This is a genomic window from Rhodoferax sp. WC2427 (genome assembly GCF_040822085.1).
In the GTDB taxonomy this organism is placed as follows: Bacteria; Pseudomonadota; Gammaproteobacteria; order Burkholderiales; family Burkholderiaceae_C; genus Rhodoferax_B.
In genome coordinates this window covers 3,131,186-3,153,587 of record NZ_CP162006.1, presented here as the reverse complement: position 1 = coordinate 3,153,587, position 22,402 = coordinate 3,131,186, and the positions used below count along the sequence as shown (strand labels likewise).

Below are 22,402 nucleotides of genomic sequence, written 5' to 3'. Positions count from 1 at the left end.
TGTTCTTGTTGCTACCAATGAAGGAGCATTCAAAAAATTGCAAGGCGGGGGCGGGGCCTTATGTGTTTCGACGCCGTGTGCAGGGGCGGTAGAAACGTTTTGTTACTTTAGCATGCGGCTGTCTCGGCCGGTGTGTTTTAGGTCATAGAAGCGTGGAATAAAGATAGATCGTTGTCCGTTTGCTGACTACCCAGATAATCCAGCCTTTCATACTGTGGGTGCCATGGCTTCACAAGACTCGTCCACAGATTCCGTCACACGGCGCCAGCTCGATATGTTGCTGGAAGTCTTCGCCAACCTGGGCGAAGGCATCGCGTTGTTCGATGGGGACAGGCGCCTGGTAACTATCAGCCCACGTGCCATGGAGTTGACCGGTTTAACCGCTGAACTGGCCACGCCCGGCACCCATTTACTGGACATATTTCTTCGGCAGGCCACAGCTGGAGAGTTCGGCCCATGCGACCCTCAGCAGGAGGCGCATCGCCGTATCGCAGAACTATGCCACTTGCTTCCCGAGACCTACGATCACACCCGGCCGGATGGCACGGTGGTAGCAATCAAGCGCAGCCCGGTGCCCGGTGGTGGTTTTCTGACTATTTACGTAGACATCACAGCCCGCATGCGCATCAAGCAGGAGTTGCGCACTTTCAAATACGTGGTGAACTCCATCAGCGAGATGGTGAGCGTGGTGGATTTGCAGCAGCGCTACCTGATGGTGAACGATGCATGGTGTCAAACGACCGGTCTGGCACGCGAGCAAGTACTTGGACACACGAACATTGAAGTGCCTGTAGTGCCACTCGGCTCTTTCAATCAGGCCCGAAAGGATGCACTTTCACACTGCATGGCAACGCGGGAACCACAGCTAGTAAATGTGGAAACATCGTTTCACAGGGACAGTCTACGCAACCTGGAGTCCACCTGTTACCCCTATGCAGACGACGCCAATGCGCTACTAGGCGTGGTGTCCGTGACCCGTGATTTGACCGACATACGTGCTGGGGAGCGACTTGTGCGCCAGCAGGAACGCTTCATAGCCAGCATCGCCAACAGTCTTCCTGGCATGGTGGGCTACTGGACGCGGAATCTGCGCTGTGCATTCTCCAACTCACAGTACCAAATCTGGTTCGGTCGCAACGAATCGCAGATGCGCGGCATTTCCATGCAGGAGTTGCTGGGTCCAGAGTTGTTCGCCAAGAATGAGATCCATATACGCGCGGTGCTGCGCGGTGAAGACCAGCAGTTCGAGCGCACTCTGGTGAAAGCCAATGGCGAGACGGGCTACACGTGGGCGCAGTACATTGCAGATCGGGTGGATGGTGAAGTATTAGGGTTCTTTGTTCAGGTGTCAGACATCACACCGCTCAAGCAAAGCCAATTGGAATTAGAAAGGGTCAACGCTGCCCTTCGCATTTCTGCTGTCGCGTTTGAAGCCCAGGAAGGCATTCTGGTAATGGATGACCAACGCAAGGTCTTGCAGGTCAACGCTGCGTTCACTCGCATCACGGGATACAGAGGAGACGAATTGGTGGGTCAGCACGCACTGCAGTTGCGCCTTGCTCGCTATCCAGACACGGTCTATGAGTACATTTACGCTACGGTTCAAACTACAGGTAGTTGGGCGGGTGAACTGTGGTGCCCACATGCGACGGGGCGGGAGTTCCGTGCTTCATTGACAGTTACCGGGGTAGCCGATGACAAAGGGAACATTGTCAACTATGTAGTCACCTACATTGATGTCTCGGATCGGCACCGTCGCGATGAGCGGCGGCGCCTTGACGAAGCAGCCCAGCGTGCGGCGTTGGTGCGTGAGGTGCACCATCGCATCAAAAATAATCTTCAAGGCATCACCGGCTTGCTGCGCCAGTTCGGGCAGCAGCATCCGGACACAGCACCGGCATTAAATCAGGCTATTGGCCAAATCAAGAGCATCGCTACGATCCATGGCTTGCAAGGACAAACGAGCGCGGGCAGGGTTTCCCTGCGCGAGTTGATGCGCGCCATCGTTGCGCAGATAAGAGACATTTGGCAGGTGCCGGTGGAGATGATGGAGAGTCAAACCGAGGCAAATTTCTTCATTTCAGAGGAAGAGACTGTGCCCTTGGCGATGATATTGAATGAGGTGCTCTTCAATTCCGTCAAGCACAGCAACCCAAACCAACCTTCCGTGTGCGTTAGCCTGGTGCAGCTAGTGCGGGAAGGTTGCGCTAGGGTGCGCATCACCAATAGCGTCACGCCCGGTCTACCGATTTCGCCGGACCCGTTGTCAGGATCAGGCCAGCAACTGATGGTACACCTCATGCCCAGCACTGGGGCTCAACTCAACGTCGAGCGTGTTAACGACGAGATGGTGGTTGAGCTGGTACTAAGTGCGCCAGTGCTGATGATGAAATGAATACCGTGGCTAATAAAGAGACCCCTCACATACTTCTTGTCGATGATGACCGCCTGGTGCTGGCTACGCTGGCAGCCAGCCTGGCGAGAGCTGGATATGCCGTCAGCACGGCTAAGAGCTCAGTAGAAGCGGAAGAAATGCTGGCTTGCGGCCGCCGACCTAACCTGGTCATTTTGGACGTACGCATGCCTGGTCAGAGTGGCCTATTCCTGGCGGAGCGACTACGCGAACTGGATCACATACCCTTTCTAATGCTCAGCGCATACAGTGACGAGCGGATTGTGCAACTAGCGATAGCGCAGGGAGCCTTGGCCTTCTTGGTTAAACCGATAGATGAGGCGCAATTACTGCCTGCCATCGAGGCCGCGCTGGCACGTGCGGATGAGTTGAATAAGCTACGTACTACACATAAGCAGTTGCAAGATGCATTGGATAGCGAGCGAAGCATCAACGTCGCAGTTGGGGTCACCATGATGCAGTACCGTTTAGAACGTGGGACAGCTTTTGAACAACTGCGAAGGGCTGCCCGTTCCCGAAGCATGCGGTTGGTGGACATAGCCGCTGAAGTTGTGCGCGGCTGCGAGGCCATGGCTGCTGACCGAACTGCCTGACAGCACAGACGTAATCGCCCATCAAACTCTTTCCAGCACCAGCGCAATGCCCTGGCCCACGCCAATGCACATGGTGCACAGCGCATAGCGGCCACCGGTGGCGTGCAGGCGGTTGATGGCGGTGGTGGCCAGGCGTGCGCCGCTGGCACCCAGGGGGTGGCCCAGCGCGATGGCACCGCCCCAGGCATTCACCCGCTCGTCATCGTCCTGCAGACCCAACTGGCGCAGCACCGCCAGGCCCTGCGCCGCAAAGGCTTCGTTCAGCTCGATCACGTCCAGCTGCGCCAGCGTCAGGCCGGTGAGGGCCAGCACTTTTTCGGTGGCCGGTGCCGGGCCGATGCCCATGACGCGCGGGGCCACACCGGCGGTGGCCATGCCGACCACGCGGGCGCGCGGTGTCAGGCCGTTTTTGGCGGCCGTGGCTGCGTCGGCCAGCAGCAGGGCGCAGGCGCCATCGTTCACGCCCGAGGCATTGCCTGCGGTGACGGTGCCGCCGGGGCGTACCACGGGCTTGAGCTTGGCCAGGGTCTCCATGCTGGTGGCGCGCGGGTGCTCGTCAGTGTCTACCACGATGGCATCGCCCTTTTTCTGCGCAATGGAGACAGCGGTGATCTCGCGCGCCAGGTGCCCGGCCTGTTGGGCGGCCACGGCGCGCAGCTGGCTGTGCAGGGCCATGGTGTCCTGGTCTTCGCGGCTGATGCGGAAGTCGGTGGCCACGTTTTCGGCGGTTTCGGGCATGGAGTCCACGCCGTACTGCTCTTTCATCAGCTTATTGATGAAGCGCCAGCCGATGGTGGTGTCGTGCACCGCGTTGCTGCGGCTGAAGGCCGACTCGGCCTTGGGCATGACGAAGGGTGCGCGGCTCATGCTCTCGACGCCGCCCGCTATCATTAATGTAGCTTCTCCCGCTTTGATGGCGCGCGCTGCAGTGCCCAAGGCATCCAAACCCGAGCCGCACAGGCGGTTCACGGTAGAGCCGGGCACTACCAGGGGCAGGCCCGCCAGCAGCGCGCTCATGCGGGCCACGTTGCGGTTATCTTCACCGGCCTGGTTGGCGCAGCCGTAGATCACATCGGTGACGGCGGCCCAGTCGACGTTCGGATTGCGGGCCATCAAGGCCCGCAGGGGAATGGCACCGAGGTCGTCGGCGCGCACGCCGCTCAGGGCACCGCCGTAGCGGCCAAAGGGGGTGCGGATGGCGTCGCAGATAAAGGCTTGGTTCATGGGGTTCTCGGTACGGTTGGGGTCAACGGTGGATGCAGGCCTGCGCTCAGGCTCGGATGGGCAGGCCCACCAGGCGCTCCAGCTCGGCGTGCTCCAGCCCTTCGACCTTGTCGATCAACTGCAGGCCTTGCGGCGTGCAGGCCAGGGTGGCCAGGTCGGAGTAGATGCGCTTGACGCAGGCGATGCCCGTGAGGGGGTAGTTGCAGGCCTCGACCACCTTGCTCTCGCCCTTTTTGGTCAGCAAATCCATCATCACCCAGGTCTGCTTGGCACCGATGGCCAGGTCCATGGCACCGCCCACGGCGGGGATGGAGCCGGGCTCGCCGGTGCTCCAGTTGGCCAGGTCGCCGGTGCTTGAGACCTGGAAGGCGCCCAGCACGCAGATGTCCAGGTGGCCGCCGCGCATCATGGCGAAGCTGTCGGCGTGGTGGAAGTACGCGCCGCCGTCCAGCAAGGTCACCGGCTGCTTGCCCGCGTTGATCAGGTCGTAGTCTTCCTCGCCCGCAGCGGGGGCGGGGCCCATGCCGAGGATGCCGTTTTCGCTGTGCAACACCACCTCGATGGTGGCCGGGATGTGGTTGGCCACCAAGGTGGGCTGGCCGATGCCGAGGTTCACGTAGGCCCCGTCATGGATGTCTTGGGCCACGCGCTGGGCGAGTTCGTCTTTGCTGCGTTTTTGGTAGCTGCTCATGCTGTATCTCCGGGCTATGCGGCGTTTTTGAAACCACCGGCCTGGGTGGCCACGTGGTGGATGTGGACGATCTTGGAGACATGGATGCCGGGCGTGACGATGGCCTCGGAGTCCAGCGCGCCCAGTTCTACGATGGAGTGCACGGTGGCTACGGTGCGCTTGGCGGCGGTGGCCATCACCGGGCCAAAGTTGCGGGCTGCCTTGCGGTAGACCAAGTTGCCCCAGCGGTCGCCGCTTTCGGCTTTGATGAGGGCCACGTCGCCGTAAATCGGGTACTCCAGCACGTACGACTTGCCGTTGATGACCCTGGTTTCCTTGGGGCTGCCGTCGGCGTTTTTGGCCAGTTCCGTGCCAAAACCGGTGGGGGTAAAGAAAGCACCCACACCCGCCCCGGCGGCGCGCAGGCGCTCGGCCAGGTTGCCCTGGGGCACCAGTTCCAGTTCCAGCTGGCCGCTGCGGTACAGGCCATCGAACACCTGGCTGTCGGCCTGGCGCGGAAAGCTGCAGATGATCTTGCGCACCCGCCCGGCCTTGAGCAGCGCGGCCAGCCCGGTCTCGCCGTTGCCCGCGTTGTTGTTGACCACGGTCAGGTCGCGGGCACCCTGGTCGATCAGCCCATCGATGAGTTCGTTGGGAATACCGGCGGTGCCAAAGCCACCGATCAGCACGGTGGCCCCGTCCTGGATACCTGACAATGCCTCGGCAACCGAGGCCGCAATTTTGTTGATCACACACGCACTCCTGCAAAGTTCTCCGCAAAAGGGTGCGGCATCCCGTTGTTCGCAATAAGAACAAATGTTCGTATAATGAATTTTAAAAGATTTTATTGACCATGGCAAATTCCGCAGTCCGGCCGGAGAGCGCTCCCGAGCCCGGCGACAGCTACGTGCAGTCCTTCGCCCGCGGGCTGGAGGTGATCCGCTCGTTCAACGCCCAAGCGCAGCAACAAACCCTGAGCGAGGTTGCGGCCAGCACCGGCCTGACCCGTGCCGGGGCGCGCCGCATCCTGCTGACCCTGCAAACCCTGGGCTATGTGGATGGCGACGGCAAGTACTTCCACCTCACGCCGCGCATCCTGGAGCTGGGCTTTGCCTATTTGTCGTCCTTGCCGATCTGGAACCTGGCCGAGCCGGTGATGGAGCGCCTGGCCGAGCAGGTCAAGGAGTCGTGCTCTGCCGCCGTGCTGGACCGCAGCGACATCGTCTATGTGCTGCGCGTGCACACCCACAAGATCATGTCGCTCAATCTGGGCGTGGGTTCGCGCCTGCCGGCTTACTGCACCTCGCTGGGCCGGGTGCTGCTGGCGGGCTTGTCGGATGCCGAAGTGGAAGATCATTTGCGCGCCAGTGATCTGCAGGCCCGCACCCGCCATACCCTGACCGACCCGGCCGCACTGCTGCGGCAGGTGCAGCAGGTGCGTACCCAGGGCTGGTGCCTGGTGGACCAGGAGTTGGAGGAGGGCTTGATCTCCATGGCGGCGCCGGTGTTCAACCGGGCCGGTGTGACGGTGGCGGCGCTGAATATTTCAGGCCAGGCCAACCGCAGCAGCGCCGAGGCCATGCAGCAGACCATGCTGCCCGCTTTGCGCGAGGCGGCGCATACCATTTCCATGCTGTTGCGCTCCAGCGGGGCCCGCTAAACAGTCTGCGCCGGGACGGACCAGCGCTTGTGCAGCAGCAGGTAGGCGACCGCCCCCAACACCACGCCCCAAAATGCCGACCCCAGGCCCCAGAAGCCCATGCCGGACGCGGTGGCCAAAAAGGTGATGACCGAGGCCTCGCGGTGGTCGGCCTCCTGCAGGGCACCGGCCAGGCTGCCCGAGATGGCCCCGACCAGGGCCAGCCCCGCCAGTACCGCGATCAGCTCTTTGGGCAGGGCCGCGAAAAACAGAATGATGGTGCCTGCAAAGCAGCCACCGACCAGGTAAAAGACGCCGTTGGCTATACCGGCCACATAGCGCTTGCGGGCGTCTTCGTGCGCGTCCTTGCCGGTGCACAGTGCCGCGGTGATGGCCGCGATCACCACCGTGATGCCGCCAAAAAAGGCGGTACCCACCGATGCCAGGCTGGTCACCATGATGATGGGCCGGGCCGGTGTGCTGTAGCCTGCGCTGCGCAAAATCGCCATGCCCGGCAGGAACTGCCCGGTCACGCTGACCAGCACCAGGGGCAGCGCCAGGCTGAGGGTGGCACCCCAGGTCCATTCCGGCCGGATGAACAGCGGGTGGGCCAGTTGGAAGGTCACCCCGGCCAGGCTGACCCCCTTGAACATGACCGCCATGGCCAGGCTGGCGATGAGCAAGACCACCAGGCAATACCGGGGCAGCAAGCGCCGGAACAGCAGATAAACGGCGATCATGCCGAAGGTGATGGCGGGCATGGTCTTGACCGCCTGGAACGTGCCAACCCCAAACTGGAACAGGATGCCGGCCATCATGGCGCAGGCTATGCCCTTGGGGATGGCGTGCATCAGCTTGTCAAAATAGCCCGACGCACCGATGCCCAGAATGGCCACCGCCGCTACCAGGTAGGCACCCACGGCCTGCTCCAGCGAAATGTGCGGAAATAGCGTGACCAGCAGGGCGGTACCGGGTGCCGACCAGGCTGTGACCACCGGCACCTTGAGCCACCAACTCAGCAGGATGCCCGAGACCCCGGCACCGATGGAAATCGCCCAGACCCACGAGGCCATCATGTCCGGGGAAACCTGGGCGTTCTGGGCGGCCTGGAAAAAGATCACCAGCGGGCCGGAATAGGAAATCAGCACGGCCAGGAAGCCCGCCGTGGTGGCCGACAGGGAAAAGTCTTTGTGCATCGGGACGCTGCCTGGGTTCGCAGGAGGCGGGGCGCCTACTTGCCCGCGACCGCTGAAGCCGCCGGCACGGCCAGGCCCGCGGCTTCGTGGTTGCCGGATGCAGATTTGCGGTGGTTGATCATCGATGCGGCCAGCATGGCGATCACCGCCGGAATGGCAATCGCCATGAAGTTCTGCTGCAGCGGCAAAGCCATGCCCACCAGCGTGCCGATCACAATGGGTGCCAGGATGGCCCCACTGCGGCCCACGCCCGATGCCCAGCCGATGCCGGTCGAGCGCACGGCCATCGGGTAGAACTGCCCCGCATAGGCATAGGTGACGATTTGCGTGCCAATGGTGGAGGCACCGGCCAGCCCGACCAGCAGGAACAGCATTTCCGTAGACACCGGGTAGCCCAGCAGCGTGATCGAAACTGCGGCCAGCCCGTACATACCTACCAGCACGTATTTGATGTGAAATCGATCGGCCAGCCAGCCGCCGCCGACCGCGCCCACCATGGCACCAAAGTTGAGCACCAGCACAAAGGTGAGCGCCGAACCCAGGCTGTAGCCTGCGCCGGCCATCAGCTTGGTGAGCCAGGAGCTGAGGGCATAGACCATGAACAGGCACATGAAGAAAGTGATCCAGAACATCACCGTGCTAAAGCCCCGGCCATCCTGAAACAGCTTGCCGATGGGCGCGCCTTCTGCCCGGTCTGCCGAGGGCAGCGCAAAGCGGTCATTGGCGTCGGGTTGGTAGCTGGGCGAGAGTTGGGAGACGATTTTCTTCAGCTCGTCCAGGCGGTTTTGCTTAATCAGGAAGGGCATGGATTCGGGCAGCGACTTCAGGATGAACGGGATCAGGAGCACCGGTAAACCGGCGGCCAGAAAGACGGATGCCCAGCCGTAGGCTTCGATCAGGCCCTTGCCCAGCAGGGCGGCCAGCATGCCACCCACGGCATAGCCGCTGAACATCAGCGTGACCATGGTGGCGCGGATCTTCTTGGGCGAGTATTCGGTCATCTGCGCCACCACGTTGGGCATCACACCACCAATACCCAGGCCCGCCAGGAAGCGCATCGCGCTGAAGGTCACCGGGTCGTGGGTAAAGCCTGCGGCTGCGGTGAACACGCTGAACAAAAAGATGCAGATGGCGATGGCCTTGCGGCGGCCAATCTTGTCGGCGATGGTGCCGAGAAAAATGGCACCGAACATCATGCCAAACAGGGCCGAGCTGACCATGAAGCCCGCGTTCTGGGCGGTGACACCCATCTCTTTCATGATGGACGGCAGCGCAATACCGGCCACCGCCAGGTCATAGCCGTCAAAGATGATGATCAGGGCGCACCATAGAAGAACCTTGCCGTGGAAGCCATTGAATGTGGCTTCGTCGGACAGCTTGTGTACATTGATGTGTCGCATGGTTTGTCTCGTTGTGTATGTTGTTGAAATGCTTGCAAAAATGCTTCAGCCCAGGTCGCCGCCGCCCACCGGCATGGTGATGCCGGTGATGTAGGAGGCCTCGTCGGAAGCCAGGAACACAATGGCGTTGACCTGCTCGTCAATGGTTCCGTAGCGCTTCATCAGGCTGGACGACGTGGTCTGGTCGATGATTTGCTGGTACCAGACTTTTTCCTGCGCGGTCTGCTCTGCGGCGTTGCGCGGGATGCGGCGTGGCGGGGCCTCGGTGCCACCGGTGGCCACCGCGTTCACGCGCACGCCGCGCTCCCCGGTTTCTAGCGCCAGGCAGGCGGTGAGGGCGTTTACGCCGCCCTTGGCCGCGCCGTAGGGCACGCGGTTGAGGCCGCGTGTCGCGATGGACGAGATGTTGACGATGGCACCCTTGCCCTGTTTGAGCATGGTGGGCAGCGCGGCGTGGCAGCACCACAGGGTGGGAAACAGCGAGCGGCGCACTTCGGCCTCAATCTCTTCCACCCGGTAGTGCTCGAAGGGTTTGGCCCAGATGGTGCCGCCGACGTTGTTAACCAGCACGTCGATGCGGCCAAACCGCTCCACGGCGGCATCCATGGTGCGCTGGCAATCGGCGCTTTTCTCCATGTCGGCGGTCAGTGCCAGCACCGGTGTGGCGCTGGCGGTGCGGGCCAGTTCGTCGCGCAGTTCAAAGATCAGCTCTGAGCGGTCAACCAGCACCAGGCTGGCACCTTCGGCCGCCATGCGCAGGGCCACGCTGCGGCCAATGCCCTGGGCCGCGCCGGTGATGACGGCGACCTGGTTGTGAAATCGTGGGTTCATGGTGTCACTCCAAAAAGGCCCGCATGGAACGGGCCATAGACAAGGGGCGGGCGCTCAGGCGCTGGCCGAGAATTTTTCGTAATAGAAGTTGGCGGGCTTCAGGTTCTTGTCGCGGATGAACTGGCCCACGGCTTCCACCATGGGCGGGGGGCCGCACAGGTAGATGTCTACATTGCCGTCGTTCAGGTGTGCGGGCGCGATGTGCTGCGTCACGTAGCCCTTGTTCGGGTAGTGGCTGTCGGCGCTGGCCACGCAGGCAGAGAAGCTGAAGTTCGGGATGCGCTCGGCCAGGGCTTGCAGCGTGTCCATCTCTACCAGGTCGGCGTCGTGGGTGACGCCGTACACCAGGTGCAGCGGGTGCGCGCTGCCTTGCTGGGCAATTTTTTCCAGCATTGCGGTGAAGGGGGCCAGACCAGTGCCGCCCGCCAGCAGCAGCAGCGGCCGCTGGATGTCGCGCAGGTAAAAGCTGCCCAGCGGCCCGGCCAGGGTCAGGGTATCGCCGGGTTTGGCCTGGCCGGTGAGGTAGCTGCTCATCAGCCCACCGGGCACGTTGCGCACCAGAAAGGACACCGTGCCATCGCGCACCAGCGAACTGAACGAATAGGCACGCGTCTGGGTGCTGCCCGGCACCTGCAGGTTCACATACTGGCCGGGCAGGAAGGCCAGCTTGTTCAGGGCATCGCTCTGGATCGACAGCGAAATGGTGCTGGGCGATACCTGGCGCACCTGGGTAATGGCGGCTTCGTAGCGGGCCTGCTGGGTACGGCAGACGTTGGACGACGCGGGCACGCGCACCACGCAGTCGCTTTGGGCCCGCATCTGGCAGGTGAGTACGTAGCCTTGCCGGGCTTCGTCGTCGGTCATGGCATCGTCGATGTATTCACCCAGGGTGTACTGGCCGGATTCGGCAAAGCATTTGCAGGTGCCGCAGGCGCCGTCACGGCAGTCCAAAGGGATGTTCATGCCCTGGCGATAAGCGGCATCAGCTACTGTTTCTGTAGCAGATGCGTCGATGAAGCGGGTAACACCGTCTTCGAACTGGAGCGCAATGTGGTGGTTCATGGTGCTGGCCTCAGATGTGGTAGACATCGATGACGTGGTGGATGTAGTCGTTTTTCAGCACGACACACTTGCGCAGGATCAGTGGCTGCGCTCCGGAGGTATCCAGGGTGTAGGTGGAGGTGCCAAAGTAGCTATCGGTGGTGTTGTAGCGGTAGCTCAGCGTGTGCCAGTTGAAGCGCACCTGCGCCTGGCTCCCGTCTTGCGACACGATCTCGACGTTGGAGAGGTGGTGGCCGGTGCGGGGCTCGGGCATGCTGGCCGCCGAGCGCTCGGTTTTGATGCGGAACACGCGGTCTTCCAGGCCACCCCGGTTGGGGTAGTAGATGAGCGAGATTTCGCTTTGCGGGTCGCGGGTCATTTCGCCGTCGTCGTCCCAGGCGGGCATCCAGAACTCCGCTTCGGTGGCGTAGCAGGTCAGCCACTCATCCCACTGCTTGTCGTCCAGCAGGCGGGCTTCGCGGTACAGAAAGGCTTGGACTTGGTCCATCGTCATCGTCGTCATAGCGGGCCTCTTAAACGGGGGTGCGGGCGGCGGAAGTGCCTGCCACTGCGTGCTGCATGGTTTCCAGCCAGTAGCGGTGCTGTTCGGTGTACAGACCTTCGTCCTCGGTCTTCACGCCGCTGAGCTTGGGGTGCAGGTCGATTTCTTGGGCGGCGGCATCGGCACCTTCCACCCAGTGGGTGGCCCCACGGCACATGTCGTTCCAGGGCAGGGCGCTGGCGGCATAGCCTTGCTGGCAGGCGCGGAACTCTTCCAGGTCGTCGGGCGTGGCCATGCCGGTGGCGTTGAAGAAGTCTTCGTACTGCCGCACGCGGCGGGTGCGGGCTTCGGCGGACTCGCCTTTGGGGGCGATGCAATAAATGGTGACTTCGGTCTTGTCCACCGAGATCGGGCGCAGCACGCGGATCTGCGAGCCGAACTGGTCCATCAGGTAGACATTGGGGTACAGGCACAGGTTGCGCGAGTGGTTGATCATCCAGTCGGTGCGGGCCTGGCCGAATTGCGCTGCCAACTGGTCGCGGATGGCATAGGCCGGGCGGTCTTCGGGGTTGGCCCACTTGGTCCACAGCAGCATGTGGCCATGCTCGAACGAATAGAAGCCGCCGCCTTGCTTGGCCCAGCTACCGGCATCCATGGCTTTGACGTTGTCGCCCGCAGCCCCTTGTTTGCGGTGGTTGGTGGTGGCGGCGTAGTTCCAGTGCACCGAGCTGACGTGGTAGCCGTCGGCACCGTTTTCGGCCTGCAGTTTCCAGTTGCCATCGTAGGTGTAGGTGGAGGCGCCGCGCAGCACTTCCAGCCCTTCGGGCGACTGGTCCACGATCATGTCGATGATCTTGGTGGCTTCGCCCAGAAACTCGGCCAAGGGCTTGACATCGTCGTTCAGGCTGCCGAACAGGAAGCCGCGGTAGTTCTCAAAGCGGGCAATCTTCTTCAGGTCGTGGCTGCCTTCCTTGTTGAAGGATGCGGGGTAGCCTGCTTCGTTGCCATCCTTAACTTTCAACAGCTTGCCGCTGTTGTTGAAGGTCCAGCCGTGAAAGGTGCAGGTGAAGTTGGCCTTGTTGCCCTTTTTGTGGCGGGCCAGGGTGGCACCGCGGTGCGAGCAAGCGTTGATGAGCGCGTTCAGTTCCCCTTGCTTGTTGCGCGTAAGCATGATCGGCTGGCGACCGATATGGGTGGTGAAATAGTCGTTGTTGTGGGGAATCTGGCTTTCGTGGGCCAGGTAGATCCAGTTGCCTTCGAACAGGTGTTTGACTTCCAGTTCAAACAGCTCGGCGTCGGTAAAGGCGGCGCGGTTCAGTTGGTAGACGTGCTGGTCCTTATCTTCAACCAGCATGCTGTCTAACCGTGCTTGTATGCCAGGGGTGTGCGTGGGGATGCTCATGGACTATCTCCGTTTGGGTGTTTCCGACCACCCCGACAACCTCGTGTTGCTAGGGTTTCTACGGGGGTTTATGCTTTTTGGGAATGCGAAGGTTCTGCAGTACGGTGACACTGTTAGGCTGTGGCATCGGCGTGTCTGTCTGCCGGCTGCGGCACAGGCACCGGCTCAAATGGTGCTGCGGGGTACCGTCGCGAAGAGGTGTTTGCGTTGAATAGTTGTCTCCTTTCATTGGGGAAGGACGCCTTTTTTGCCGCCTGAACCCGGTGGTGCTGGGTCTTTGGCATCATGGGTACGACCGGTAGGAGGCGTCCCAAAAAGGTCCATTTTTTGTCTTGTGGAGTGAATTCTAGAAATAAGGACGGCACATATCAAAGACCGTTTTAGACTCACTCCATACCTAAAAGGAATGCTATGGATTTCCGGCACTTCAAATACTTTGTGGCCGTCGCCGAGGAGCGCAGCTTTACCCGCGCCGCCGAGCGACTGCATATTTCGCAGCCGCCGTTGAGCCGTCAGATCCAGCAGTTGGAAGACGAGCTCGGCATGCAACTGCTGGAGCGCGATGCCCGGCCCTTGCAGCTCACCATGGCGGGCCAGTTCTTTTACGAGCGTGCAGTGCGCCTGATCGAGCAGGTGAATGAGACCATCACCATGACGCGGCGTGTCGCGCAGAAAGACCGGCGGCTGGTCATTGGCTTTGTGCCGTCCACCATGTACGGAGCGCTGCCGCGCATCGCGCGCATGTTCCGGGCCGCCAAGCCGCAGACCGAGCTGGTCCTGGTGGAGAAGATATCGGTGGAGCAGAACGAGGCGCTCAACGCCGGGCAGATCGATGTGGGCTTTGGTCGCCTGCGCCTGGACGACCCCCGCGTGAAACGGGAGGTGCTGCGTGAAGAGCCGCTGGTGTTGGCTATCCCGGCAGAGCATCCGCTGGCCAGCAGCACGGTGCCGCTAAGCCTGGTGGAGGCCGCGCCTTATCCGTTGCTGGTCTACCCCCGTTCGCCCCGGCCGAGCTACGCCGACCAGGTGCTGTCGATATTTCGGGACAAGGGCGTAGAGCCTGCGGAAGTGCACGAAGTGCAGGAAATGCAGACTGCCCTGGGCCTGGTGGCATCCGGTATGGGTTTGTGTGTAGTGCCCGCCAGCGCCCAAAGGCTGCGGCGCGAGGAGGTGGTGTACCGCGCGCTGTTGGAGCCCAGCGCGGTGTCTCCCATTGTGATGAGTACGCGGTTACACGACCAGTCCGAGGACATCGTGCTGTTGCGGTCACTGATCGACGAGGTGTACCGCGCCCAGGCGGCCGAAAAGCTGTTGGCGCAGAGCCAGGCGGCAGCAAGCCCGCCAGAGCCAGAAAGTTAACGCAGGGCTACACCACGGCGCAGTACCACCGGCTTGCCGCCCATGCGCCGCTTGAACATCCAGTGGGCCAGGGCCGAATCCAGCTGGTCGGCATGCTTGGGGAACCATTGCGCCAATTGGTCCACCAGCTCCCGGCAGGTGTCTATGTCACCCTGTGCCAGCAGGCCTTGCACGGCCACCACCGACTCCATCACCGCGGCGTGTTCGTCCATATGGCATTGCCGAGGCGGAAAGGCAGTCTCCTCCATCCAGCGGTTTTCCATCTGGAAGTGGCCCAGAAGATGCTCGGCAAAGCGGTCAAGCAAGGTCGGCAGGCTGGCGGCATCGGCGCGCTGCATCTGGCCGACGAGGTCCACGAACTCTTCATGGACCTCGTCTATCGGCTCGTATCCCAGCAGGAACTGGTCGCCCCATTGCAGGGGCAGCCCAGGAGGATGGAATTCGGCAGCCATGGGACTCAAGCCGTGACGCGTTCCATGCGGGTCAAGGGCAGTGCCTCGCTGGCGTTCAAGGCTTTTTGCAGCACGAAGTCAAAGCGCGAGCGGGTGAACGGGGCGCTGATGCCCAGCGACTCGTAGCCTGCAGGGGCCACATTTTTCTCGATCTCGACGATCAGGCCGTCGCGGGTAGCGAAGGCGAAGTCGTCGTCGATGAAGCTGTCGCCCGGGATGTTGACTTGCGTGGTCAGCGTGCGCAGGCCGGGGGCCACCACCAGGAAGTGGATGTGCGCCGGACGGTTGCCGTGGCGGCCCAGCGCTTCGAAGAGTTCCGAGGTGGGGCTGTTAGGCGGAATTGCGTAGCCTGGTGGCAGGTACGAGCGGAAGCGGTAGCGGCCTTGGGCATCGGTTTCGATCTGGCGGCGCAGCTCGTAAGGTTGCATGCCGGGGAAGAAGTGCGAGTAGCCGCCTTTTTCGTTGGCGTGCCATACGTCCATCACCGCATGGGCGACGGGCTTGCCGTCCACGTCGCGCACCTGGCCTTCCATGACAAACAGTTCGCCCTTGGGTTCGCCTTCGTCCAGCCGAACTTCAAACTTGGAAGAGGGTGCACCGGCCACAAACAGCGGCCCTTCGATGGCGCGGGGTGTACCGGCTGCGCGACCGGCCTTGGCATCGGCTTCGTCCATGCGGATGTCGAGCAGGCGGTCAAAGCCCAGGCCCGCGGTGATCAGCCCGGTCTGGCCGCCCTGGGCCAGGCGGTTGAGCCAGTTCACGGCGCTCCAAAACTCGTCGGGGCTGACATCCAGCTCGTCGATGGTTTTGAACAGATCGGCGACGATGCGGCCCGTGAGTTCGCGGACCCGCGGGTTGCCGGGGGCGGTGTGCGTGGTGTTGACGATGTCCAGCAATTGTTTCTGGGTGAGTTCGGCCATGGTGTTGTCTCCTCGTAGGGATGGTGGTGGGGGGAAAAAGGGATACGGGCGCTTCAGGCAATCGCCGAGGGGTGGGCAGCCAGCGGCGTGACGTGGATCTTCATGAACGGGAACAGCGGCAGGCCTTGCAGCAGCTGGTGCAGCTCGTCGTTCGAGGCCACGTCGAAAATGCTGTAGTTGGCGTACTCGCCGACCACGCGCCAGATGCTCTTCCAGCGGCCGTCGCGTTGCAGGTCTTGGGAATAGGCCTTTTCGCGGGCCTTGATCTCGTTGGCTTGTTCCAGCGGCAAATCCCGTGGAATCTGTACATCCATGCGAACCAGAAATAGCATGTGGAGGCTCCTTAAACAGTGGTGGCGCTGCGGCCGAGGTCGATGACGGAGGGGGTTTGGCCCGCATGGGCGCGGTCGAAGCGGCGCAGTTGCGCAAGATCCACTTCCACGCCAAAACCGGGGCCGTCGGGAAGTTGCAGTTCAAAGTCCCGGATCACCATGCGTTCGGTGACGATGTCGTCCACCAGCAGCTGGGGGCCAAACAGTTCGCAGCCATGGTGCTGTGTGCCCAGTGTTGAGAACACGTGCGCCGATGCTGCACTGCCGATCGAGGTTTCCAGCATGGTGCCGCCGTACCAGCCGATATCGGCCGCTTCGGCCACCGCCGCCACCTGGCGGGTGCGCAGCAGGCCGCCGTGCTTGGCAACCTTGAGCGAGAACACGTGGCACGCTTGGCCGCGGGCCAGGCGCATCGCATCTTGCGGGGTGCATACGGTTTCGTCGGCCATGATGCTGGCCCGGTCGCCAAGGGTGCTGGTCAGGGTCTGCAGGGCTTCCACGTTCCACTTGGCCACCGGCTGCTCAATCAGGCTGACACCCGCGTCGATCAGCTGCGGCAGGTAGCGGCGTGCCGTGTTGCCATCCCAAGCCTGGTTCACATCCACCGTCAGGGTGGCACGACCGGCCAGGCCACGTGCGATCTGTGCCACATGGGCCACATCTTGCGCCGGGCTGCGGGCACCAATTTTCATCTTGAAGATGCGGTGGCGCTTTTGCTCCAGACGCAGCTGGGCTTCGTCCAGGTCGCGGATCACATCACCGCTGGCCAGCGTCCAGGCCAGGGGCAGGCTCTGGTGGCGCTTGCCACCCAGCAACTGCCAGGCGGGCAGGTCCAGCGAGCGCGACACGGCATCGATCAGTGCCATCTCTACGGCGCTTTTGGCGAACGCGTTGCCTTTGCAGGCCAGGTCCATGCGGGCCAGCGCGGCCTCGAAATGGGCACCGTCCTGGCCCAGCAATGCAGGTGCCAGGTAGTTGCTGATGGCGTGCTGGATGCCCTCGGGGGACTCTTCGTTCCACGATGGCCCGCCGATGGTGGCGGCTTCGCCAAAACCGCAGGCGCCGTTGGCCAGCCACAGCTGCACGATGACGGGACTCTGTCGGCTGATGGAACCAAACGACAGCTTGTGCGGGCGGATGGTGGGAATATCCAGAATCCGCGCTTCGATGCGCTCGATAGGAAAACGACTCGACATGGAGGGGGCCTTTGGCTCGTGTAATTGGGACAACGGCGCAAGGTTAATTCTCTGGGAGAGTTCTTTCCAATGGTTTATTTGTGATTAACCGTTCGACTCTATCGAACGAAAAGCAGTACCATGGCCGCATGGAAATCCGCCAACTCCGCTACTTCTTGGACATCGCCCAGACTGAGCATTTGACGCAGTCGGCGGCCAACCTGTTCGTCACCCAGTCCACGCTGTCGCACGGCCTGCGCCAGTTGGAGGAGGAACTGGATGTCGCGCTGTTCGACCGCCTGGGCCGGGGTCTGAAACTGTCGCAGGCGGGGGCCGAGTTTCGCGTGTACGCCACGCGGGCATTGAAGGAGATCGAGGCTGGGCGCATGGCGCTGGCCGAACTGGGTGGCCTGCAGTCCGGCAAGCTGACGGTGGGTGCGATTCCCACGTTCTTGAACACGGTGCTGCCCGCGACGGTGGCGCGCTTCAGCCAGGCGCACCCGAAGGTCATGGTCGAAGTGCATGACTTGCGTGCGGGGCAGATTGAGGCGCAGTTGCTGCGCGGCGAACTGGACCTGGGCATTGCCTTTCAGCCGACAGAGCACGGTGACATTGAGACCGAGCCCTTGTTCGACGAGCGCATGCTGCTGGTGGTCGGGCAGGAGCATCCTTTGGTCAACCGCCTTAGCCTGCCCATGGCCGCGTTGGTTGATGTTCCGTTGGCGCTATTGCCGCGCAGCTTTGCGACCCGGCGGCTCATCGACCAAAGTCTGCGCCAGGCCGGTGTGACACCGCTGGTGCGGGTGGAAATGGATTCGGTGGAGGCTTTGCTGGGCGTGTGCTTGTTGGGCGACCTGGCCAGCATCGTGCCCGAACGGGCGGCACAGCAAGTGCCTGATCTGCATGCCATTGCCCTGACCGATCCGGAGATGGTGCGCCATGCGGGCATCCTGTGGCGGCGTGGTGCGTCCCGCAGCAAGGCGGCGCAGGCGTTTGCCGCCTTGCTGCTGACGAACCCGCTGCGCTGGTCGCCCACCCAGGTGCTTACAGGCCCTTCCAGAACTCCGTCAACAGCTGCGCGAACGCCTCGGGTTGCTCCACCGCGCTGAGGTGTGCGGCATCCAGGCTGCGCAGTTGTGCGCCTGGGATGGTGCGGGCAATGGTTTCCGACAGGGCCGGGGGTGTGGCTTCGTCACGTGCGCCGCAGACCACCAGTGTCGGGCAAGTGATGCGGGCGTTGCCAGCGTCCAGGTCAATGTTCGCCACGGCGGCACAAGCGGCGGCATAGGGTGCAGGCGCGGTACCTTCCAGCACGGAACGCAGGGCCGCCACCAGAACGCTGCCGTTGATGTCGCTACGGAACTCCGGGGTGAACCAGCGCTGCAAGGCGCCGTCTGCAATCGGTGCCACGCCATTCGCCAGCACGGTGGCAATCCGGGCTTGCCACATCGTGCGGGCTGCATCGTCGTAGTGGCTTGCCGAATTGGCTATGACCAGGCTGCGCACCAGCTGCGGGTGCCGTGCTCCCAGGGCCTGGGCCGTCATGCCCCCCATTGACAGGCCCACAAAGTGCACCGGCCCGTTGGATTGGGTGCGGACCAGCCCAGCCGCGTCGTCGGCCAGATCGTCCACGGTGTATGCCGCACCCGAACTGGCGGAACCGCCATGCCCACGGTGGTCGTAGCGCAGTACGGTGTAGCGCTCCTGCAGCGCAGCGGCCACGCCGTCCCACATGGTCAGGTCGCAGCCCAGAGCGTGGCTCAACACCACCAGCGGCCCTTGGCCTTGTTGCACAAAATTCAGATGCGGCATGGGAGGGGATTCGTGAGTTAAAACGGACGGCATTGTGCTCCTTTCGGTCCGATGTGCTTGGACTGTATCGGCGCGCATTTGGGCGCTGTCTGCAGCGTGCCGACCGGTCGGTAAAAGGGCCAGATGAGAGTGAAATGGCATTTTTTTACCGGTGCTGTGCCATCGCTAAAGATCGGTACTGTTCGATTGCGCCGAATGGTCGGTTGAAAAAATGCCATCGAATACATGCACCATGCGGCCGGGTATCGTTGTTGCAGTGGGCCCCGGGTGCCCGCTGAACTGAAGAATTGCCATCAAGTAAAGTCAGCCATTTACGGCAAGCCATTGTCAGCACCTCGCCATGAACAGATTGCAAGCCGAACTGCATCGCCTCTACCTCTTGCCCAGCCCAACCGGCGAGACGGCCCATTCCGAAGACTCCGGCTTGACCAGCCCAGACGGCCGCGTGCGGGCGATGGTCCTGGAACTTGCCCGGCCAGCGGACTGGAGCGCGCTATCGAAACTCTGGCAAGGGGTGCAGGAAGATTGGGAACTGCCCGCACCGGCCATAGCCGTCTCAGGGATCGACGGTTACCAGCTATGGTTCTCGATTTCGGAGCCGGTGCCCGCCGTAGACGCAAGGCGCTTTCTTGAGTATCTATGCCTGCGTTATTTGAACCATGTTGCCCCCGGGCGCATTGACATCAAGCCTTCTGTTGACGCGCCGTCTTCAGGGCAAATGCAGCACGCCAAAATGGTTCCAGCCTTATGGAAAGAGACAGGCCGATGGTCAGCGTTTGTTGCGCCTGACTTAGCCGCCTTGTTCTCGGATGAGCCGTGGCTGGATGTCTGTCCCAGTGCCGATGCCCAGGCCGACGTTTTGTCGCGCTTGGTGGGTATCAAGGTCACAGATTTCCAAATGGTTTTGCTTCGGCTCAGTGCGGCCGCCACCACCGCTACGTCCCATAGGGCGTTGGCGGCCACCGACAGTGGCGGCGGCGAAATTGCGCAGGGCCACACCGAACGCGCGGCCTCTGGAATCAGCCTAGATCCAAAGCGCTTTTTACTGGATGTCATGGGTGACAAGACGATAGCGCTGCACCTGCGGATCCAGGCTGCGCAGGCATTGCTACCTTATTTTGAAATCCAGCCTGGTTCTGCGACTTGAGAATCATGGTGGCCAATGTGCCAGGGATGAGGCACCCGGGTAGGCAATCCCGATACCCGCAATAGCAAATATTTCATGCAAAAAATAGCTGATTGTGCCGATGGAATAAGCACAACAAGCTATTTTTTTGATAGTAAAAATACAGAAACCCTGCCTACTTCGTGTGGTTAACGGGTACTCGTGACCTTGGACAAATGGCGTGGCTTGTCCGGGTCTTGGCCGCGCGCGCGCGCCACGGCCTCTACCAGCAGGTAGAAGCTTTGGATGGCGGTGATGGGGTCCAGGTCTTCGTGCGGGGCGGTGGCCAGGGTCAGGTCGCGGCTGGGCACGTTGGCCGGGGCGGCCAGCAGGACATGGGCACCGCGCTGGCGCATGGCGGCGGCCAGGGCCACCAGGCCGGGCTGGGCCGGGCCGCGCGGGGCGAAGATCAGCATGGGGTAGGCCTCATCCACCAGGGCCATGGGACCGTGCTGCACTTCGGCGCCGCTGAAGGCCTCGGCCTGGATGGCGCAGGTTTCCTTGAACTTCAGCGCCGCTTCATTGGCAATCGCCAGGCCGGGGCCCCGGCCGATGACCATCAGGCGCTCGGCCCGCAGCAGCGGGGCGATGGCGGCCGACCAGTCTTGCTGGCAGGCCTGGTCCAGCGCGGCGGGCAGGTCGGCCAGGCGGGTGGCGAAGTCTGCGTTGTCGGTCCAGGCGGCGGCCAGGCGGGCCCCGGCGACCAGGCTGCAGATGAAGCTCTTGGTGGCGGCCACGCTGTGCTCGGGGCCGGCGTGCAGGGGCAACGTCCAGTCCACCGCTGCGGCCAGGGGCGAGGCGGCATCGTTGACCAGGGCGACTGTGGTGGCCCCGGCCTGCTGGAAGCGCTGCATGGGCTCGACCAGGTCGGGGCTGCGGCCCGACTGCGACACCGAGATGGCCAGCATGTCGGCCAGCGGCAGCGGGGCCTGGTACAGGGTCAGCAGCGACATGGGCAGCGATGTCACCAGCTGGCCGCTGCGCGCCATGATCAGGTAGGCCATGTAGGCGGCGGCGTGGTCCGAGCTGCCCCGGGCGATGGTGACGGTGCCGCGCGGCGGGCGGGCGCGCAGGGCGACACCCAGGGCGGCGTAGCGGTCCTGGTCGGCGGCCAGTTGCAGCTGGACTTGGGCGGAAGAGGCCATCGCCTCGACGTACATGTGGGTAGGGGTGTTCATAGGAGATGGGTTCATTGTTGGATGCCTGGAAAGGCCCAGATGCCGCTGGTGCGCATCAGGTCGCGGTAGACGACCACGCGTTCTGCGGCGGTGATTTTTTCCGCATCTTCCAGGCGCGGGTAGTCGAGTTCGACCAGGCTGTCGAAATGCAGGTCCAGGCCCTGGTTGCGCGTGGCTTCTTCCAACACGGTCAGTCCGCGGCGGATGTGGCTGGCGCTGGAGACCAGGGTGGCGTGGCGTACGCCCAGGTCTTTCAGGATGGCGGCGCAATTGACGGCGTTGCCGACGGTGTCTTTGGCCAGGTCTTCCAGCACCAGGCGCGAGCGGGCAATGCCCTGGGCGGCCAGCCATTCGGCCATGGCATAGGCTTCGGTGATGCCGCCTTGCTGCACGCCGCCCGACAGTACCAGCGGGGCATCGGGATAAAGACGGGCCAGCGCCAACGCCTTGTCCAGGCGCTTGAGCAGGGTGGGCTGCACCACGCCGCCCTTGCCCAGCGCGTAACCGAGCACCACGATGGCGTGCTGCGCCTGCGGCATGTCGGGGTTGGGCGTGGTGCGGATGGGCAGCGCCAGGGTGCGCGTGGCGCGGGCGAACTTGTCTTGGTAGGCCTGGGTGCGCTCCGGGTGGCTGCGGGCCAGGGTGGCGAGGATCTTGTCGGTGGCTTCGGTGTTCTCCAGCGCGGTCAAATAGGCGGCTTGCAGGATGGGGGCTTCGAAGCCCTGGCGGTCTTTTTGCCAGATGTCGGCCCAGGTCTGCAGGGCACCCGCAGTGTCTTTTTGCAGCACCTGGGCCGAGGCCACGCCGAACAGCAGGTCCAGCCGGTCGGGCTGCAGCTTGGCGGCTTCGCGGAAGCTGTTTTCCACGATGTCGTAGCGGCCCTTGAGGGTGATGCCCTGGAAGTAGTCTTTTTCGGCCTGCTTCAGGTCGCCGCCGTTCCAGTAGTAGTAGATGCCGGTCTGGACGATGTGGGCGGCGCGCTCCTGGGCGGCGGCGTTGATGCCGTCGGCCAAGGCCGGGGCAGGGGCCCATAGGCCCGCCAGAAGGCTGGCGGACAGCAGGAAGGGGGTGCGGATGTGCATAGTGCTTGTCTCTCGA

22 protein-coding genes are annotated in these 22,402 nt (G+C 62.7%); 6 read left to right on the top strand and 16 right to left on the bottom strand.

Features of this window, described 5'->3' with window-relative positions:
- Positions 1-223 precede the first annotated feature (223 nt).
- Both AB3G31_RS14870 and AB3G31_RS14865 read left to right on the top strand, forming a co-directional pair.
- A complete protein-coding gene (locus tag AB3G31_RS14870; protein WP_367846857.1) occupies positions 224-2,395 on the top strand; it encodes a PAS domain S-box protein in 2,172 nt (723 codons plus the stop codon).
- Positions 2,392-3,006, top strand: a complete 615-nt coding sequence (locus AB3G31_RS14865; protein ID WP_367846856.1) for an ANTAR domain-containing response regulator — start codon at positions 2,392-2,394, stop codon at positions 3,004-3,006. Before AB3G31_RS14870 ends, AB3G31_RS14865 begins: the two co-directional genes overlap by 4 nt.
- A gap of 21 nt (positions 3,007-3,027) precedes the next feature.
- Here the strand turns inward: AB3G31_RS14865 and pcaF are convergent, their stop codons facing one another.
- From pcaF to AB3G31_RS14850, 3 genes are read right to left on the bottom strand one after another with little or no spacing between them, the layout of a single operon-like run.
- Positions 3,028-4,230 (bottom strand): 3-oxoadipyl-CoA thiolase, encoded by a 1,203-nt coding sequence (pcaF, locus tag AB3G31_RS14860; RefSeq protein WP_367846855.1) that lies wholly within the window; start codon positions 4,228-4,230, stop codon positions 3,028-3,030.
- Between the two features lie 46 nt (positions 4,231-4,276).
- Positions 4,277-4,921: a 3-oxoacid CoA-transferase subunit B gene (locus tag AB3G31_RS14855; RefSeq protein ID WP_367846854.1), complete on the bottom strand. Its 645-nt coding sequence runs from the start codon at positions 4,919-4,921 to the stop codon at positions 4,277-4,279.
- Positions 4,922-4,935: 14 nt separating this feature from the next.
- Positions 4,936-5,652 (bottom strand): 3-oxoacid CoA-transferase subunit A, encoded by a 717-nt coding sequence (locus tag AB3G31_RS14850; RefSeq protein ID WP_367846853.1) that lies wholly within the window; start codon positions 5,650-5,652, stop codon positions 4,936-4,938.
- 101 nt (positions 5,653-5,753) lie between these two features.
- On the opposite strand from AB3G31_RS14850, the gene AB3G31_RS14845 reads away from it, so the two are divergent.
- Complete coding sequence (locus AB3G31_RS14845; protein ID WP_367846852.1) at positions 5,754-6,560, top strand: IclR family transcriptional regulator; 807 nt, start codon at positions 5,754-5,756, stop codon at positions 6,558-6,560.
- Here AB3G31_RS14845 and AB3G31_RS14840 read toward each other — a convergent pair.
- Genes AB3G31_RS14840 through benA form a run of 6 tightly spaced genes read right to left on the bottom strand, consistent with a single transcriptional unit; the run spans position 6,557 to position 12,863 of the window.
- The gene (locus tag AB3G31_RS14840; protein ID WP_367846851.1) at positions 6,557-7,735 is read right to left on the bottom strand and encodes a benzoate/H(+) symporter BenE family transporter; all 1,179 of its coding nucleotides are present in this window, start codon (positions 7,733-7,735) and stop codon (positions 6,557-6,559) included. The genes AB3G31_RS14845 and AB3G31_RS14840 overlap by 4 nt on opposite strands.
- A gap of 35 nt (positions 7,736-7,770) precedes the next feature.
- Complete coding sequence (locus AB3G31_RS14835; RefSeq protein WP_367846850.1) at positions 7,771-9,135, bottom strand: MFS transporter; 1,365 nt, start codon at positions 9,133-9,135, stop codon at positions 7,771-7,773.
- A gap of 45 nt (positions 9,136-9,180) precedes the next feature.
- Complete coding sequence (locus tag AB3G31_RS14830) at positions 9,181-9,966, bottom strand: 1,6-dihydroxycyclohexa-2,4-diene-1-carboxylate dehydrogenase (protein ID WP_367846849.1); 786 nt, start codon at positions 9,964-9,966, stop codon at positions 9,181-9,183.
- A gap of 54 nt (positions 9,967-10,020) precedes the next feature.
- A complete protein-coding gene (benC, locus tag AB3G31_RS14825; protein WP_367846848.1) occupies positions 10,021-11,028 on the bottom strand; it encodes a benzoate 1,2-dioxygenase electron transfer component BenC in 1,008 nt (335 codons plus the stop codon).
- Positions 11,029-11,038: 10 nt separating this feature from the next.
- Positions 11,039-11,530: a benzoate 1,2-dioxygenase small subunit gene (gene benB / locus AB3G31_RS14820; protein ID WP_367846847.1), complete on the bottom strand. Its 492-nt coding sequence runs from the start codon at positions 11,528-11,530 to the stop codon at positions 11,039-11,041.
- A gap of 10 nt (positions 11,531-11,540) precedes the next feature.
- Positions 11,541-12,863, bottom strand: coding sequence for a benzoate 1,2-dioxygenase large subunit (gene benA / locus AB3G31_RS14815; protein WP_367846846.1), 1,323 nt, complete (start codon positions 12,861-12,863; stop codon positions 11,541-11,543).
- A gap of 459 nt (positions 12,864-13,322) precedes the next feature.
- Between benA and AB3G31_RS14810 the strand changes: the two genes are divergently transcribed.
- The gene (locus AB3G31_RS14810; RefSeq protein ID WP_367846845.1) at positions 13,323-14,270 is read left to right on the top strand and encodes a LysR family transcriptional regulator; all 948 of its coding nucleotides are present in this window, start codon (positions 13,323-13,325) and stop codon (positions 14,268-14,270) included.
- On the opposite strand, the gene AB3G31_RS14805 is transcribed toward AB3G31_RS14810, so the two are convergent.
- Genes AB3G31_RS14805 through AB3G31_RS14790 form a run of 4 tightly spaced genes read right to left on the bottom strand, consistent with a single transcriptional unit; the run spans position 14,267 to position 17,170 of the window.
- The gene (locus AB3G31_RS14805; RefSeq protein ID WP_367846844.1) at positions 14,267-14,722 is read right to left on the bottom strand and encodes a bacteriohemerythrin; all 456 of its coding nucleotides are present in this window, start codon (positions 14,720-14,722) and stop codon (positions 14,267-14,269) included. The two genes, AB3G31_RS14810 and AB3G31_RS14805, sit on opposite strands and share 4 nt — an antisense overlap.
- Positions 14,723-14,727: 5 nt before the next feature.
- Complete coding sequence (locus AB3G31_RS14800) at positions 14,728-15,642, bottom strand: catechol 1,2-dioxygenase (RefSeq protein ID WP_367846843.1); 915 nt, start codon at positions 15,640-15,642, stop codon at positions 14,728-14,730.
- A 53-nt stretch (positions 15,643-15,695) separates the two neighbouring features.
- Entirely contained in the window at positions 15,696-15,974 is a 279-nt protein-coding gene (gene catC / locus AB3G31_RS14795; RefSeq protein ID WP_367846842.1) for a muconolactone Delta-isomerase, read from the bottom strand.
- Between the two features lie 11 nt (positions 15,975-15,985).
- Entirely contained in the window at positions 15,986-17,170 is a 1,185-nt protein-coding gene (locus tag AB3G31_RS14790; protein ID WP_367846841.1) for a muconate cycloisomerase family protein, read from the bottom strand.
- Positions 17,171-17,298: 128 nt separating this feature from the next.
- Here AB3G31_RS14790 and AB3G31_RS14785 point away from each other — a divergent pair, with 128 nt between their 5' ends.
- Complete coding sequence (locus AB3G31_RS14785; RefSeq protein WP_367850358.1) at positions 17,299-18,258, top strand: LysR substrate-binding domain-containing protein; 960 nt, start codon at positions 17,299-17,301, stop codon at positions 18,256-18,258.
- On the opposite strand, the gene AB3G31_RS14780 is transcribed toward AB3G31_RS14785, so the two are convergent.
- Positions 18,194-18,961, bottom strand: coding sequence for an alpha/beta fold hydrolase (locus AB3G31_RS14780; RefSeq protein WP_367846840.1), 768 nt, complete (start codon positions 18,959-18,961; stop codon positions 18,194-18,196). The two genes, AB3G31_RS14785 and AB3G31_RS14780, sit on opposite strands and share 65 nt — an antisense overlap.
- A 340-nt stretch (positions 18,962-19,301) precedes the next feature.
- Here AB3G31_RS14780 and AB3G31_RS14775 point away from each other — a divergent pair, with 340 nt between their 5' ends.
- Positions 19,302-20,108: a hypothetical protein gene (locus AB3G31_RS14775; protein WP_367846839.1), complete on the top strand. Its 807-nt coding sequence runs from the start codon at positions 19,302-19,304 to the stop codon at positions 20,106-20,108.
- Between the two features lie 167 nt (positions 20,109-20,275).
- On the opposite strand, the gene AB3G31_RS14770 is transcribed toward AB3G31_RS14775, so the two are convergent.
- Together AB3G31_RS14770 and AB3G31_RS14765 are read right to left on the bottom strand one after the other, a co-directional pair.
- A complete protein-coding gene (locus AB3G31_RS14770; protein WP_367846838.1) occupies positions 20,276-21,304 on the bottom strand; it encodes an SIS domain-containing protein in 1,029 nt (342 codons plus the stop codon).
- A gap of 11 nt (positions 21,305-21,315) precedes the next feature.
- Entirely contained in the window at positions 21,316-22,386 is a 1,071-nt protein-coding gene (locus AB3G31_RS14765) for an ElyC/SanA/YdcF family protein (RefSeq protein ID WP_367846837.1), read from the bottom strand.
- Positions 22,387-22,402 lie beyond the last annotated feature (16 nt).

Bases quoted from the DNA above. Each gene is read 5' to 3' on its own strand.
- AB3G31_RS14870 (WP_367846857.1), top strand. From the start codon at position 224: ATGGCTTCACAAGACTCGTCCACAGATTCCGTCACACGGCGCCAGCTC.
- AB3G31_RS14865 (WP_367846856.1), top strand. From the start codon at position 2,392: ATGAATACCGTGGCTAATAAAGAGACCCCTCACATACTTCTTGTCGAT.
- pcaF (WP_367846855.1), bottom strand. From the start codon at position 4,230: ATGAACCAAGCCTTTATCTGCGACGCCATCCGCACCCCCTTTGGCCGC.
- AB3G31_RS14855 (WP_367846854.1), bottom strand. From the start codon at position 4,921: ATGAGCAGCTACCAAAAACGCAGCAAAGACGAACTCGCCCAGCGCGTG.
- AB3G31_RS14845 (WP_367846852.1), top strand. From the start codon at position 5,754: ATGGCAAATTCCGCAGTCCGGCCGGAGAGCGCTCCCGAGCCCGGCGAC.
- AB3G31_RS14840 (WP_367846851.1), bottom strand. From the start codon at position 7,735: ATGCACAAAGACTTTTCCCTGTCGGCCACCACGGCGGGCTTCCTGGCC.
- AB3G31_RS14835 (WP_367846850.1), bottom strand. From the start codon at position 9,135: ATGCGACACATCAATGTACACAAGCTGTCCGACGAAGCCACATTCAAT.
- AB3G31_RS14830 (WP_367846849.1), bottom strand. From the start codon at position 9,966: ATGAACCCACGATTTCACAACCAGGTCGCCGTCATCACCGGCGCGGCC.
- benC (WP_367846848.1), bottom strand. From the start codon at position 11,028: ATGAACCACCACATTGCGCTCCAGTTCGAAGACGGTGTTACCCGCTTC.
- benB (WP_367846847.1), bottom strand. From the start codon at position 11,530: ATGACGACGATGACGATGGACCAAGTCCAAGCCTTTCTGTACCGCGAA.
- benA (WP_367846846.1), bottom strand. From the start codon at position 12,863: ATGCTGGTTGAAGATAAGGACCAGCACGTCTACCAACTGAACCGCGCC.
- AB3G31_RS14810 (WP_367846845.1), top strand. From the start codon at position 13,323: ATGGATTTCCGGCACTTCAAATACTTTGTGGCCGTCGCCGAGGAGCGC.
- AB3G31_RS14805 (WP_367846844.1), bottom strand. From the start codon at position 14,722: ATGGCTGCCGAATTCCATCCTCCTGGGCTGCCCCTGCAATGGGGCGAC.
- AB3G31_RS14800 (WP_367846843.1), bottom strand. From the start codon at position 15,642: ATGGCCGAACTCACCCAGAAACAATTGCTGGACATCGTCAACACCACG.
- catC (WP_367846842.1), bottom strand. From the start codon at position 15,974: ATGCTATTTCTGGTTCGCATGGATGTACAGATTCCACGGGATTTGCCG.
- AB3G31_RS14790 (WP_367846841.1), bottom strand. From the start codon at position 17,170: ATGTCGAGTCGTTTTCCTATCGAGCGCATCGAAGCGCGGATTCTGGAT.
- AB3G31_RS14785 (WP_367850358.1), top strand. From the start codon at position 17,299: ATGGAAATCCGCCAACTCCGCTACTTCTTGGACATCGCCCAGACTGAG.
- AB3G31_RS14780 (WP_367846840.1), bottom strand. From the start codon at position 18,961: ATGCCGCATCTGAATTTTGTGCAACAAGGCCAAGGGCCGCTGGTGGTG.
- AB3G31_RS14775 (WP_367846839.1), top strand. From the start codon at position 19,302: ATGAACAGATTGCAAGCCGAACTGCATCGCCTCTACCTCTTGCCCAGC.
- AB3G31_RS14770 (WP_367846838.1), bottom strand. From the start codon at position 21,304: ATGAACACCCCTACCCACATGTACGTCGAGGCGATGGCCTCTTCCGCC.
- AB3G31_RS14765 (WP_367846837.1), bottom strand. From the start codon at position 22,386: ATGCACATCCGCACCCCCTTCCTGCTGTCCGCCAGCCTTCTGGCGGGC.